Here is a 13,052-nt window from a genome sequence, read left to right as displayed (position 1 = left end):
CTTGCCCGGCGGCACCCTCGGTCGTGGGCGCCGCTCGCGTACCGCTGGCGCTCCGGTGCGTGTGCGGTGCCCGTCCCCGCACTGCGCGACTCGGCGGTAGGAAAGAGCCTAGAACGCCTTTGCGCTGGTGGGGAGATCATTTGCGTCATTGCCTGCTCCGGTCGTGGCCAGAAAAACAGTCGGCTGCGGGTACCCGGTGAGGGCACCCGCAGCCGCCCCTGCTTTTACAGGTACTGACCGGTGTTCGCCACCGTGTCGATGGAGCGTCCGGTGTCCGCGCCCTGCTTTCCGGTGATGAGGGTGCGGATGTACACGATCCGCTCGCCCTTCTTTCCGGAGATCCGGGCCCAGTCGTCCGGGTTCGTGGTGTTGGGCAGGTCCTCGTTCTCCTTGAACTCGTCCACGCAGGCCTGGAGCAGGTGGGAGACGCGGAGACCCTTCTGGTTCTTGTCGAGGAAGTCCTTGATCGCCATCTTCTTGGCGCGGCCCACGATGTTCTCGATCATGGCGCCGGAATTGAAGTCCTTGAAGTAGAGGACTTCCTTGTCGCCGTTGGCGTAGGTGACCTCCAGGAAGCGGTTTTCCTCGGATTCGGCGTACATGTGCTCGACCGCGGTCTGGATCATGCTCTGGACCGTGGTCGCCTTGTCGCCCTCGTGCTCGCCGAGGTCGTCCGTGTGGAGCGGGAGGCGCTCGGTGAGGTACTTGCCGAAGATGTCCTTCGCCGCCTCGGCGTCCGGGCGCTCGATCTTGATCTTCACGTCGAGCCGGCCGGGGCGCAGGATGGCGGGGTCGATCATGTCCTCGCGGTTGGAGGCGCCGATCACGACCACGTTCTGCAGACCCTCCACGCCGTCGATCTCGGCGAGCAGCTGGGGGACGATGGTGTTCTCCACGTCCGAGCTGACACCGGAGCCACGGGTGCGGAAGAGGGACTCCATCTCGTCGAAGAAGACGATCACGGGGGTGCCCTCGCTGGCCTTCTCACGGGCACGCTGGAAGACGAGGCGGATCTGCCGCTCGGTCTCGCCGACGTACTTGTTGAGCAGCTCGGGGCCCTTGATGTTCAGGAAGAAGCTCTTGCCCGAGGCCTGGCCGGTGACCTCGGCGACCTTCTTGGCGAGCGAGTTGGCGACGGCCTTGGCGATGAGCGTCTTTCCGCAGCCGGGGGGGCCGTAGAGCAGGACGCCCTTGGGCGGGCGCAGCTCGTGCTCCTTGAAGAGGTCCGGGTAGAGGTACGGCAGCTCGACCGCGTCCCGGATGGCCTCGATCTGGTTGCCGAGGCCGCCGATGGCCTCGTAGCCGATGTCGGGGACCTCTTCGAGGACCAGCTCCTCGACCTCGCTCTTGGGCACGACCTCGTAGACGTAGCCGGAGCGTGGTTCGAGCAGGAGGGCGTCGCCGGGGCGGATGGTCACGTCCAGCAGCGGCTCGGCGAGCCGCACCACCCGCTCCTCGTCGGTGTGCCCCAGTACGAGGGCTCGCTCGCCGTCCTCGAGGATCTCCTTGAGGGTGACGATGTCGCCCACGCGCTCGAACTCCATGGCCTCGACCACGTTGAGCGCTTCGTTGAGCATGAGTTCCTGGCCGCGCCGGAGCTCTTCGAGCTCGACGCTGGGGCTGACGTTCACGCGGAGCTTGCGGCCGCCGGTGAAGATGTCGGCGGTGCCGTCCTCGTTCGCCTGCAGGAAGACACCGAAGCCGGCCGGCGGCTGTGCGAGCCGGTCGACCTCTTCCTTGAGGGCCACGATCTGGTCGCGGGCCTCGCGGAGGGTGTTGGCCAGTCGTTCGTTCTGGGCGGACACGCCGGCCAGGTTGGTCTGCAGCTCGACGATCCGCTCCTCGAGAATCCTCGTGTGTCGCGGAGAGTCGGCGAGCTTACGTCGCAGGACGGCGATCTCCTGCTCAAGGTAGGCGATCTGCCCGGCCGGGTCGTCGGACCCGCGTCCCGGGCGGATGCCGCGGTTCATGTCGTCGTCGTGGGCTGCCACGGTCCTCACCTCCTCCAAGGGGAGCTGGACGCTTCCAGACCCTACCTGGGTGGGTGTCGATTGAAACCCCTAGATCACAAAGACTGTCAAGGTGTGTCGTCGGTCACCCGGTGCGCTCTCCCTCGCACGGAGGGAATACCCACTCAACGTGATGCGGAAGCAGCTTGTTCCATGCATGGCGTGGTCAAAACCCTTCAGGAGTGGCCGGAGTTGTCCGCTCCGGACGTGGTGGGACCGTATGCGGACAGCACACAGGGCGCTCGTACGATCATCACGCAGAGCGACGGTTCGGGCGGTCGGTGTCACCATGGGCCCGGCCGGAAGCGTTCGTCCCCGGTTCGGGGCCCCCTCTCCCTGGTCGACCGCTCGTACCCGGGCCCACGGGAGAGGAAACCCCGAAGCGGTCGAACACGGCCGGAATGCGGGCGGAGGTAGGGTCGAGTGTGTTCAACAGCCGCTGGTGCGGACCCGGCTGGCGCGTGTGCCGCGGGTCCGTCCGGCGAATCGACGGCAGGAGAGATGACCGTGCAGCAGGAGGCCCCGGGCGGCGAGGCGCTGGAGGTCTGGATCGACCAGGACCTGTGTACCGGCGACGGGATCTGCGTCCAGTACGCCCCCGAGGTGTTCGAGCTCGACATCGACGGGCTGGCCTATGTGAAGGGCGCCGACGACGAGCTGCTCCAGGACCCGGGGGCGACGGTCCCGGTGCCGCTGCCGCTGCTCACGGACGTGGTGGACTCGGCCAAGGAGTGTCCCGGCGAGTGCATCCACGTGCGCCGGGTTCTGGACCGGGTCGAGGTGTACGGGCCCGACGCGGACTAGCCGCGGTTTTCAGACGCTGTGGGCCCCGGCCGACGTCGAGCGGAGGAAGGCGTTGCCGTTCCACCGCCACGTGGCCGGGGTCTTCACGTCGGGGCAGCAACTCGGCACGTCGTCCGAGGAGTAGCCGAGCAGGGTGGCGGACACGGTGCCGGCGCGTATCGCGAAGTCCGTGACGGTGAACCGGTCCTTGGGGTCGACGAGTGTGGCGACCACCCGGGCCGGGCCGCCGGCCGTGGGGCGGGTGAGGACGTAGACCGCGTCGGGCGGGGTGCCCATGGGTGCGTCGCAGTGCACCACGGCGACGGTTTCCGGCCTGCCGTCGCCGTCCAGGTCGCCGGTGGCCTTCTTGGCGACCAGGGCCTTCACCGGCCCGCACCGCAGCGGGAACTTCACGCCGGCCGTGCCGGGCGGCGCCGCGTCCGCGGGCGCGGACTTCGCCTGCGCGCCGGCGGCCGGCTGGGCGGCCGTGGCCGATCCGGGCTGGACGAAGGACGAGAGGGCCACGACCGCCGCGACGGCGGTGGCTGTGGCGACCCAGTGGATGGGCCGGGTGTGGGTGTGGGCGAGCTCCGGAACGGCGGATTGCTGCACTAGGAGTGTCTCCTGTGAGGGCTGTGCCGGTGGGGGTGGCCTGCATGGTGCCACACGTCACAGTGCGGGGGAACTGCGGGGTCCGGATTCCCGCGGCAGGCACGCCGGGACGGCTTCGCCGCGCAGGGGGCGGGGAACCTGGTGCCCTGTCAACGGACGGACGCCGTGGCCGAGTTCCCGGGATCGGTGGGGAACTCTGCCACGGCGCCGTTGCGTTGTGTCGGTGCGGGGGCCGTCAGCGGGCGGTGCCGCCGTCGGCGTTGGGTCCGGCGTAGTCCTCGCCGTAGGCACCCTTGGCGGGGCGGCGGCGGCGCATGGGCGGCTCGACGCCGTCCGCGAGGCGGCGGGCGGTGAGCAGGAAGCCGGTGTGGCCGATCATGCGGTGGTCCGGGCGGACGGCCAGGCCCTCGATGTGCCAGTTGCGGATCATGGTCTCCCAGGAGGTCGGCTCGTTGAAGCAGCCGATCTCCCGGATGGACTCCACGGTCCGGGCGAGCTGGGTGGTGGTGGCCACGTAGCAGCAGAGGATGCCGCCGGGCACGAGCGCCTTGGAGACGGCCTCCAGGCACTCCCAGGGGGCCAGCATGTCGAGGATGACGCGGTCGACGTCGGCGTCGGACAGGTTGTCCTGGAGGTCGCCGACCGTGAGCTGCCAGGCGGGGTGGGGGCCGCCGAAGTAGCGCTCCACGTTCTGCCGGGCGATGTCGGCGAAGTCCTCGCGGCGCTCGTAGGAGTGCAGCATGCCCTGGTCGCCGATGGCCCGCAGCAGGAAGCTGCTGAGCGAACCGGAGCCGACGCCGGCCTCCACGACGCGTGCGCCGGGGAAGATGTCGGCGAAGGCGAGGATCTGCCCCGCGTCCTTCGGGTAGACGACGGCTGCCCCGCGGGGCATGGACAGGACGTAGTCGGGGAGCAGGGGGCGCAGCGCGAGGTAGGCCACGTTGCCGGTGGTGCGGACAACGCTGCCCTCGGGAGCACCGATCAGTTCGTCGTGCGGGAAGGAACCCTTGTGGGTGTGGAAGTTCTTCCCGGCTTCGAGCGTGAACGTGTAGTGGCGGCCCTTGGGGTCGGTCAGCTGAACCTGGTCCCCGACCTTGAAGGGCCCGCGCCTGCGGGCGGCACCGGTCGGTTCGGACATGTGACCAGACTACCGGCAGCGGGACGGGCCGCCGACCACTAGCTGGGGCGGGCCATGGCCTTCACGAAGGCGCGCTCGACGTCGGCGGCGGAGAGCACGCCGTAGATCTCGCCGGTCTCCTCGACCACCAGGTACTCGGTGGCCGGGGTGGCCCGGAGGGCGTCCAGCAGCTCCTCCCCGGACAGTTCGGCGGAGACGCGCATGCCCTCGGTGAGGTCCTGGGCGAGGCCGCTGACGGCGACCCAGGGCCGGCGGTGCTCGGGTACGCCGACGATGGCGGACTCGCGCACCAGGGACATGGGGTGGCCGTGGGCGTCGACGACGACGAGGGCGCGGGCGCCGGCGGCGTTGGCGCGGCGCAGGGCCTCCGAGAGCGGGGTGTCGGTCTCGACGGGTACGGCACGCCGGGTGAGGGTGCGGGCGCGCAGTTCGGGGAGGTGCTCGCGCAGCCGGGCCATGCGCAGGCTGTTGCCGGCGCCGGTCCAGATGATCGCGGCGAGGATGGCGGCGAGCAGGGCGTCGGTGACGGTGTCCATGCCGCCGGTGTTCTCACCGCCGCCGCCGAGGGCGCCGGAGGAGTTGAGCAGCGGCAGGCCGATCAGGACGGTGACGGCGAGGGCGCGGCCCACCCAGGCGGCGGCGACCGTGCCGCTCATGGGCTTGCCGGTGATCTTCCAGACGACGGCGCGGAGCATGCGGCCGCCGTCCAGGGGGAGGCCCGGCAGCAGGTTGAAGATCGCCACGATGAGGTTGGAGACCATCAGGCCGGCCAGCAGCACGCCGGGGACGGTGCCGGGCTCGACGGGTTTCATGGCGAGGTAGAACAGCCCGGCGAGGACGAGCGAGAGCAGGGGACCGACGAAGGCGAGGACGAACTCCCGGCCGGGGGTCTCGGCCTCCTTCTCGATCTCGGAGACTCCGCCGAAGAACTGGAGCTGGATGCGGCGGACGGGCAGCTTGAAGCGGATGGCGGCGACCGTGTGGGCCAGCTCGTGGACCAGCACGGAGGCGTAGAAGGCGACCGCGAAGAACAGGGAGACCAGGTAGCGGGCGGCGCCCAGCTCGGGCAGCACGCGGTCGAGCTGGCCGCCGAAGACCCAGGTGATCAGGGCGGCGACGAGGAACCAGCTGGGCGCCACGTACACCGGCACGCCGAAGGGGCGGCCCATGAGGATGCCGCCGCCGGGCTCCTTCGGCCGCCGCGGCGGCTCCCCCTTGGCGATACCGGAGTGGGCGAGGGAACGGTGCCCGGAGGGGTCGGGGTGGGAATCGGCGCGGGGGTCGTGGTGGGGGCCGGTGTGGGGCTCGGCGCGCGGACCCGCGTGCGGCCCGGCGGGAGGGCCGGTGTGGGGCTCCGGGCCGGTGCCGGGGCGGTCGTCGGGGCCGGAGCTGTCGTCGGGGCCGGAGCTGTCATCGGGGCCGGGCCGGGCGTCGGGGCCGGGCGTACCGGATCCGTACGGGCCGGCCGGGCTGTCCGGGCCTTCTGTGCCGTCCCTGCCGTCCGTGCCGTCCGTGCTCTCTCGCCGATCGGGGACCTCGGAGCTGTCCTGGTGGTTCGTGCCGTCCCGCTCTTCGGCGCCGTCCGTGGGGTTCGCGGTGTTCGGGGCGGCGGCCGGGTGGGGACGGGGCGTCGGGGCGTCGCCGTCGGGGCCGTGGCCGGACGGCGGGGTGTGCGCGCGGGGGGCGGCCGGGCCGGGCGCCGGGGCCTGGTGGGGCTCCGGGCCGGGGCGGTCGGCGGGGCCGGTCGCCGGGGCCGTAGGACCTGCGGGGTGCTCGGCCGGCTCGTCGTCGCCGGACCGCGGCTGCCCGCTCGCGCCGCTCACGTCCACGGTGTCCCCTCGTTCGAAGCGTCTTCCGCACCTGCCGGACGGAAGGGTCTGTGGTCGATGGTATGCGGCCTTCGTGGCACGTTTCGCCCCGGCACCCCTTGAGTTTGCCCCGCGGTCGCGGGGCCACGCGGGCGGCGGCTGGGTCACTGTCAGTGGTGGGCCGTAAGGTCTGTGGACATGGACAGCAGCACCGAGGAGGCGGGAGCCCCGCCGAGCGGCCCCGAGCACACGGATCGGCCCGCGCCCGCGCCGGACCCGGCGGGTACGGCCGCGCCCGAGGCGGTCGCCGAGCGCGTCGCCGCCGCGCCCACCTCCCTGTCCCCCTCGCGGGCCGGGGACTTCATGCAGTGTCCGTTGCTCTACCGGTTCCGGGTGATCGACCGGCTGCCGGAGAAGCCGAGCGAGGCGGCGACCCGGGGCACGCTGGTGCACGCGGTGCTGGAGCGGCTGTTCGACGCGCCCGCCGGGGAGCGGACCGCACCGCGGGCCAAGTCGCTGATCCCGGGACAGTGGGACCGGCTGCGGGAGAACCGTCCGGAGCTGAGCGAGCTGTTCGCCGAGGATCCGGACGGGCAGCGCATGGCGCAGTGGCTCGGTGAGGCCGAGCGGCTGGTGGAGCGCTGGTTCACGCTGGAGGATCCGACGCGTCTGGAGCCGGTCGAGCGGGAGCTGTTCGTCGAGGCCGAGCTGGAGTCGGGGCTGCGGCTGCGCGGGATCATCGACCGGGTGGACGTGGCGCCGACCGGCGAGGTGCGGATCGTCGACTACAAGACGGGCAAGGCACCGCGTCCGGAGTACGCGGAGAGCGCGCTCTTCCAGATGAAGTTCTACGCCCTCGTGGTCTGGCGGCTGAAGGGCGTGGTGCCGCGGCGGCTGCAGCTGGTCTATCTCGGCAGCGGTGACGTGGTGACCTACGACCCCGTGCGCGCCGATCTGGACCGGGTGGAGCGCAAGCTGCACGCGCTGTGGGAGGCCATCCGGCAGGCGACCGAGACCGGGGAGTGGCGGCCGCGGCCGACCAAGCTGTGCGGCTGGTGCGACCACCAGGCCCGTTGCCCGGAGTTCGGCGGCACTCCCCCGCCCTACCCGCTGCCGGTGAGGGCGCCGGAGTCCGGGGGTGTGCCGCAGGGCAGAATGGGGCCGGACTAGCGAAGGAGTGTCACGTGGCCATCCGCGTCCTACTGGTCGACGACCAGCCCCTGCTGCGTACCGGTTTCCGGATGATCCTGGAGGCCGAGCAGGACCTCGCGGTCGTGGGCGAGGCCGGGGACGGCCTGCAGGCCCTCGATCAGGTGCGGGCCCTGCAGCCGGACGTCGTGCTGATGGACATCCGTATGCCGCGGATGGACGGGGTGGAGGCGACCCGGCAGATCACCGGCCCCGGCCGGGACGGTCCGGCCAAGGTGCTGGTGCTGACCACGTTCGACCTGGACGAGTACGTGGTGGAGGCGCTGCGCGCCGGTGCCAGCGGCTTCCTGCTCAAGGACGCGCCGGCCAACGAGCTGGTGCAGGCGATCCGGGTGGTGGCGGCCGGCGAGGCGATGCTGGCGCCGAGCATCACGCGCCGCCTGCTGGACAAGTACGCCACCCACCTGCCGTCCGGTGAGGAGCCCGTGCCGGACACCCTGCACACCCTCACCGACCGTGAGGTGGAGGTGCTGAAGCTGGTGGCGCGGGGGCTGTCCAACGCCGAGATCGCGGCCGACCTGTTCGTCAGCGAGACCACCGTCAAGACGCACGTGGGGCATGTACTGACCAAGCTGGGCCTGCGCGACCGGGTACAGGCCGCGGTGTACGCGTACGAGAGCGGGCTGGTGCGTCCCGGCGCCCAGTGAGGCCCGGTGGGCCGGCAGAACCCCGCGGCCGGTCCGGTGAGCAGGTTTCGGTGACAACGGCGAAGGGCGCCCCTCCCGGTCGGGAGGGGCGCCCTCGGCGCATGTGGCGTCAGCCGCTCACACCGGTCAGCCGCTCACGCCTCGGCCGAGCTCCCACAGCTGGAGCGTCGAGGAGGAGTTGAGGGCGTAGGAGACGCCCGTGATGTCGTCGCGTGCGGCGACGTACTGCTTGCCCTGCCACAGCGGCAGCACCGGGACGTCCTCGGCGACGATGTCCTGGATCTGCGTCAGGCTGCGGGAGGCGGAGAGCCGGTCGGCCTCGCGGCGGGACGCCGGGATCAGCGTGCGCTGGATCTCGGGGTTGGAGTACGGCGAGCCGAGGAAGTTGTCCTTGTCGAGGAAGGGCGCGAGGAAGTTGTCCGCGTCCGGGAAGTCGGGGAACCAGCCCATGCCGTAGACGTCGTACTGGCCCTTCTGCTCGGAGGGGCGGAAGGTCTCCCAGGGGTGGCCCTGGATGGTGGCGTCGAACAGGCCGCTGTCGTTGAGCTGCTTCTGCAGGATCTGGAACTCCTGCTTGGTGGCCGAGCCGTAGTGGTCGGTGGTGTAGTGCAGCGTCATCTTCACCGGGGTGGTGATCCCGGCCTTCGTCAGCAGATCCTTCGCCTTGGCGGCGCTGGGGTTGCCGTACTTGTTGAAGAACGAGTTGGAGTGGCCGGTGATGGTCGCCGGAACCAGCGAGTAGAGCGGCTCGGCCTGGGTGCCGTAGACCTTGGAGACCAGCTCGCCGCGGTTGATGAGCTGGGCCATGGCCTGGCGCACGGCCTTCGACTTCACGCTGGGCGCGTTGGTGTTGAAGGCGAGGTAGCGGATCTCCAGGCCCGGCATGTCGACGAGGTCGACGTTCTCGTCGGTGCCGGAGTCCAGCTTCTGGATCTGCGCGGGCGTCATGGCGCGGGTCATCACGTCGATGTCGCCCTTGTCGATCGCGGCGCCCATGGCGTCGGCGTCGGGGAAGGAGCGCAGCTCGACCTTGTCGTTGTTCACCGTCACCGAGCCCTTGTAATTGGGGTTCTTGGTGAAGGTGGCGCTGACGACCGCGTTGTCCTTGACGTCGGCCTGGAAGGTGTACGGGCCCGAGCCGTCCACCGCGAAGCCGTCGCGGAGCTTGTCCTTCGCGTAGTCCTTCGGGTTGATGATGCCCGCGACCGGAGTGGACAGCTTGTACGGGAAGGTGGCGTCGGCCGTCTTCAGGTGGAAGATCACCTCGCGGTCGCCCTGCGTCTCGATGGTGTCGATGGTGTTGAGCAGCGAGGCCACACCACTGTCGGCCTTGATGCGCAGGGCGCGCTCGATGGAGTACTTGACGTCCGAGGCGGTCACCGTGTCGCCGTTCGAGAACTTCAGGCCGTCACGCAGCTTGCAGGCGTAGCGCTCGCTGCCGCTGTCGGTGAAGCCGCAGCTCTCGGCGGCGTCCGGGACCGGGTCCCCCTCGCCCTTGGGCTGGGCCATCAGGGTCTGCACCGTCTGGCGCAGGATGTTCCAGGTGCCGACGTCGTAGGCGTAGGCCGGGTCGACGGGGGCGGGGGCGTCCTTGGTGGCGGTGAACCGGTCCGTGGTACCGACGACGATGGCGTCGCCGCTCTTGCTCCCGCTGTCCGACCCGCCGCACGCGGCGAGAACCGGGGTGAGCAGACCGACCACTGCCGGCAGCACCAAAGTCTTGCGGTTCATGCGGGAGTTTCTCCAGAGCTGTTCGGGTCCGTGTACCCGGCATGCATGGGTGGTGCGGCGGATCACGGGAGTTCTCGGCGATGTTCTCGGCGATGAGATTAGACCGCGTCCGCAGGAGGGTTCACAGCCGCGCGAGTTGACCCCTCATCACGCAGCGAAACCAGGTGTGGACACACCGAAAACCCGACAGCGGCAGGATTAGTGCAGCATCCCATGAATCGGGACACAAGGAGCGGCCGATCCTCGCCGAACGGGCCCTGCCAGCACACTCGGCGAACGTTGTCGAGGCCCACCGGGGTGGCGAACGTCACACACCCCAACTGTGCGGGGAGTCAGTGGAATTCGGCCGGTCGGCTTGCCGCGAATTCCGCCGGGGTGTACTTGCGCGGAAATCTGTCCAGGACGGCCAATGGGCTTGGCACGCTGAGTGAACGGCTAGCGCTTTTCCGTCATCAGACCGCGCAGGAATGCCAGGTCGACCTCCTCCAGGGAGGTGACCACGGTGCGTCCCTCGGCCGGGCCGATAGGGGCCACGGACGGCACGGCGACGACCCGGCAGCCGGCGGCCTCGGCGGCGGCGACGCCGGTGGAGGTGTCCTCGACCACGGCGCATCTGGCCGGATGTGCGCCGAGTCCGGCGGCGGCGAGCAGGTACGGGTCCGGGAAGGGCTTGGTGCGCGAGACCTCGTCGCCGGCCACGGACAGGGCGAAGTGGTGCGTTCCCAGCACGGAGAGCACTCGGTCGATGATGCGCCGGTGGGAGGCGGAGACCAGGGCGGTGGGGATGCCGTGCTCGTGGAGTTCGCCGAGCAGACGGGCGGCGCCCGGCATCAGCGGCAGGGCGTGGCCGATACGCTCCTCGAAGCCGTCGTTGAGCAGCACGGCGAGTTCGGCGAGGGTGATGTCCGCCCCGGTGGCCTCGATGAGGAAGCCGGCGCTGCGGGTCATCGGGCCGCCGACCACGATGTGCCGCCAGGACTCGTCCAGGGTGTGACCGAGGGCGGCGAAGACCTCCACCTCGACGTCCCACCAGAAGCCCTCGGTGTCCACCAGGGTGCCGTCCATGTCGAGGAGGACTGCCTGCAGGGCGGAACCTTCGGCCGTACGGGTTCCGAGCGCGGGGACCGTGCTGGTCATCCGGGCGCACCTCCTTGGGGGACGATCAGGCCGGTTCCCGTGCGGGGAACCGGCCTGCAGTGGACCGACCAGTGTACGTCTCCGGCGCCCGAAGCGCCTCGTTTATCCCGCGCGCCCGGGGGTACCCCTGAAATCACCCCCGGCGCAGGCCAGAGGGCCTTTGAGGTGCCCGCGGCCGGCGTCCGGGTGACGGACGGCACAGCTCTCCCGCGCGTGGGCGACCGGGGCGACTCGCGCACGGTACGCCCCGGCCCGGCGGGCGGATCCCGCCGGGCCGCCGGAGGGTTCAGCGGGCGTTGAAGTACTTCGCCTCGGGGTGGTGGATCACGATCGCGTCCGTGGACTGCTCGGGGTGGAGCTGGAACTCCTCGGACAGGTGGACGCCGATCCGCTCGGGTTCCAGCAGGCCTGCGATCTTGGCGCGGTCCTCCAGGTCCGGGCAGGCGCCGTAGCCGAGGGAGAAGCGGGCCCCGCGGTACTTCAGCGAGAACATGTCCTCGATCTCGGCCGGGTCCTCGCCGGCGAAGCCGAGTTCGCCGCGCACCCGGGCGTGCCAGTACTCGGCGAGGGCCTCCGCCAACTGGACGGACAGGCCGTGCAGTTCGAGGTAGTCGCGGTAGGCGTTGGCCTCGAAGAGCCTGGCCGTCTGCTCCCCGATGCGGGAGCCGACGGTCACGACCTGGAGGCCGACGACGTCGGTCTCCCCCGACTCCTCCGGGCGGAAGAAGTCGGCCAGGCACAGGCGGCGGCCGCGGCGCTGGCGCGGGAAGGTGAAGCGGGTGCGCTCGTTGCCCCGCTCGTCCAGGATGATCAGGTCGTCGTCCTTGGACACGCACGGGAAGTAGCCGTAGACGACGGCCGCTTCCAGGAGGTTCTCGGTCTGGAGCCGGTCCAGCAGGCCGCGCAGCCGCGGGCGGCCCTCGGTCTCGACCAGTTCCTCGTACGAGGGCCCTTCTCCGGTGCGGGCCTGCTTCAGTCCCCACTGGCCCTTGAACAGCGCGCCCTCGTCCAGCCAGGAGGCGTACTCCCTGAGCTGGATGCCCTTGATCACCCGGGTGCCCCAGAACGGCGGGGCGGGGACCGGGTTGTCGACGGCGACGTCGGAGCGGACGTGACCCTCCTCGGGGCGCTCGGCCGGCTCCGCGGGGGCCGTGGCCCGGACCCGGCGCTGCTTCAGCTCGGGGAGCTTCGCGCCGGGCACGCCCCGCTTGACGCCGATCAGGGCGTCCATCAGGCGCAGCCCCTCGAACGCGTCGCGGGCGTAGCGGACCTCGCCCTCGTAGATCTCGTGGAGGTCCTGCTCGACGTACGCCCGGGTCAGGGCGGCGCCGCCGAGGATGACGGGGAACCGGGCGGCGAGGCCGCGCTGGTTCAGCTCCTCCAGGTTCTCTTTCATGATCACGGTGGACTTCACCAGGAGTCCGGACATGCCGATCACGTCGGCCCGGTGTTCCTCGGCGGCGTCCAGGATCGCGGAGACCGGCTGCTTGATGCCCAGGTTGACGACGTTGTAGCCGTTGTTGGACAGGATGATGTCGACCAGGTTCTTCCCGATGTCGTGCACGTCGCCGCGCACCGTGGCCAGCACGATCGTGCCCTTGCCGTCCGCGTCCGACTTCTCCATGTGCGGTTCGAGGTAGGCGACCGCCGCCTTCATGACCTCCGCGGACTGCAACACGAACGGCAGCTGCATCTGGCCGGAGCCGAACAGCTCACCGACCACCTTCATGCCGTCCAGCAGGGTGTCGTTGACGATGTCGAGCGCCGGACGGTCCTTGAGCGCCTCGGCCAGGTCGGCCTCCAGGCCGTTGCGCTCGCCGTCGATGATCCGCCGCTTCAGCCGCTCCTCGAGCGGCAGCGCGGCCAGTTCCTCGGCCTTGCCAGCCTTCAGGGACTTCGCGGTGGCACCCTCGAACAGCTGCATGAGCTTCTGCAGCGGGTCGTAACCCTCGGCACGGCGGTCGTAGATCAGATCGAG

The 13,052-nt window shown here is 70.5% G+C and carries 10 protein-coding genes; 3 read left to right on the top strand and 7 right to left on the bottom strand.

What is annotated here, in order from left to right; translation table 11 throughout:
* Positions 1–224 precede the first annotated feature (224 nt).
* Positions 225–1,991 carry a proteasome ATPase gene (gene arc, locus ACZ7FF_RS35145; RefSeq protein WP_470817573.1) on the bottom strand — a complete coding sequence of 589 codons (1,767 nt, stop codon included), beginning with the start codon at positions 1,989–1,991 and terminating at the stop codon, positions 225–227.
* A 519-nt stretch (positions 1,992–2,510) separates the two neighbouring features.
* On the opposite strand from arc, the gene ACZ7FF_RS35140 reads away from it, so the two are divergent.
* Positions 2,511–2,813, top strand: a complete 303-nt coding sequence (locus tag ACZ7FF_RS35140) for a ferredoxin (RefSeq protein WP_470817571.1) — start codon at positions 2,511–2,513, stop codon at positions 2,811–2,813.
* A gap of 9 nt (positions 2,814–2,822) precedes the next feature.
* Here ACZ7FF_RS35140 and ACZ7FF_RS35135 read toward each other — a convergent pair whose 3' ends face one another.
* From ACZ7FF_RS35135 to ACZ7FF_RS35125, 3 genes are all read right to left on the bottom strand, one after another.
* The gene (locus ACZ7FF_RS35135; protein WP_470817570.1) at positions 2,823–3,404 is read right to left on the bottom strand and encodes a hypothetical protein; all 582 of its coding nucleotides are present in this window, start codon (positions 3,402–3,404) and stop codon (positions 2,823–2,825) included.
* 235 nt (positions 3,405–3,639) lie between these two features.
* Positions 3,640–4,542, bottom strand: coding sequence for a tRNA (adenine-N1)-methyltransferase (locus tag ACZ7FF_RS35130; protein WP_470817569.1), 903 nt, complete (start codon positions 4,540–4,542; stop codon positions 3,640–3,642).
* A gap of 38 nt (positions 4,543–4,580) precedes the next feature.
* Positions 4,581–6,371: a site-2 protease family protein gene (locus ACZ7FF_RS35125; protein ID WP_470817568.1), complete on the bottom strand. Its 1,791-nt coding sequence runs from the start codon at positions 6,369–6,371 to the stop codon at positions 4,581–4,583.
* 177 nt (positions 6,372–6,548) lie between these two features.
* Between ACZ7FF_RS35125 and ACZ7FF_RS35120 the strand changes: the two genes are divergently transcribed.
* Both ACZ7FF_RS35120 and ACZ7FF_RS35115 read left to right on the top strand, forming a co-directional pair.
* Entirely contained in the window at positions 6,549–7,520 is a 972-nt protein-coding gene (locus ACZ7FF_RS35120; protein WP_470817567.1) for a RecB family exonuclease, read from the top strand.
* Between the two features lie 14 nt (positions 7,521–7,534).
* Positions 7,535–8,206 (top strand): response regulator, encoded by a 672-nt coding sequence (locus ACZ7FF_RS35115; RefSeq protein ID WP_010045368.1) that lies wholly within the window; start codon positions 7,535–7,537, stop codon positions 8,204–8,206.
* 126 nt (positions 8,207–8,332) lie between these two features.
* Here the strand turns inward: ACZ7FF_RS35115 and ACZ7FF_RS35110 are convergent, their stop codons facing one another.
* From ACZ7FF_RS35110 to ACZ7FF_RS35100, 3 genes are all read right to left on the bottom strand, one after another.
* Positions 8,333–9,937, bottom strand: coding sequence for an ABC transporter substrate-binding protein (locus ACZ7FF_RS35110; RefSeq protein WP_470817566.1), 1,605 nt, complete (start codon positions 9,935–9,937; stop codon positions 8,333–8,335).
* A gap of 435 nt (positions 9,938–10,372) precedes the next feature.
* Complete coding sequence (locus ACZ7FF_RS35105; RefSeq protein WP_470817564.1) at positions 10,373–11,074, bottom strand: HAD family hydrolase; 702 nt, start codon at positions 11,072–11,074, stop codon at positions 10,373–10,375.
* Positions 11,075–11,360: 286 nt separating this feature from the next.
* Positions 11,361–13,052, bottom strand: a 1,692-nt coding sequence (locus ACZ7FF_RS35100) for a vitamin B12 dependent-methionine synthase activation domain-containing protein (RefSeq protein ID WP_470817562.1), incomplete at its 5' end; no start/stop codon positions are given.

Source organism: Streptomyces sp. NPDC037126 (assembly GCF_055605965.1).
Note: the sequence above shows the minus strand (reverse complement) of the source record. Positions and strands in the feature narration are given on the sequence as shown.

Coding starts and splice junctions, on each gene's coding strand:
- ACZ7FF_RS35120 (WP_470817567.1), top strand. CDS start 6,549: ATGGACAGCAGCACCGAGGAGGCGGGAGCCCCGCCGAGCGGCCCCGAG.
- ACZ7FF_RS35110 (WP_470817566.1), bottom strand. CDS start 9,937: ATGAACCGCAAGACTTTGGTGCTGCCGGCAGTGGTCGGTCTGCTCACC.
- ACZ7FF_RS35105 (WP_470817564.1), bottom strand. CDS start 11,074: ATGACCAGCACGGTCCCCGCGCTCGGAACCCGTACGGCCGAAGGTTCC.
- ACZ7FF_RS35130 (WP_470817569.1), bottom strand. CDS start 4,542: ATGTCCGAACCGACCGGTGCCGCCCGCAGGCGCGGGCCCTTCAAGGTC.
- ACZ7FF_RS35140 (WP_470817571.1), top strand. CDS start 2,511: ATGACCGTGCAGCAGGAGGCCCCGGGCGGCGAGGCGCTGGAGGTCTGG.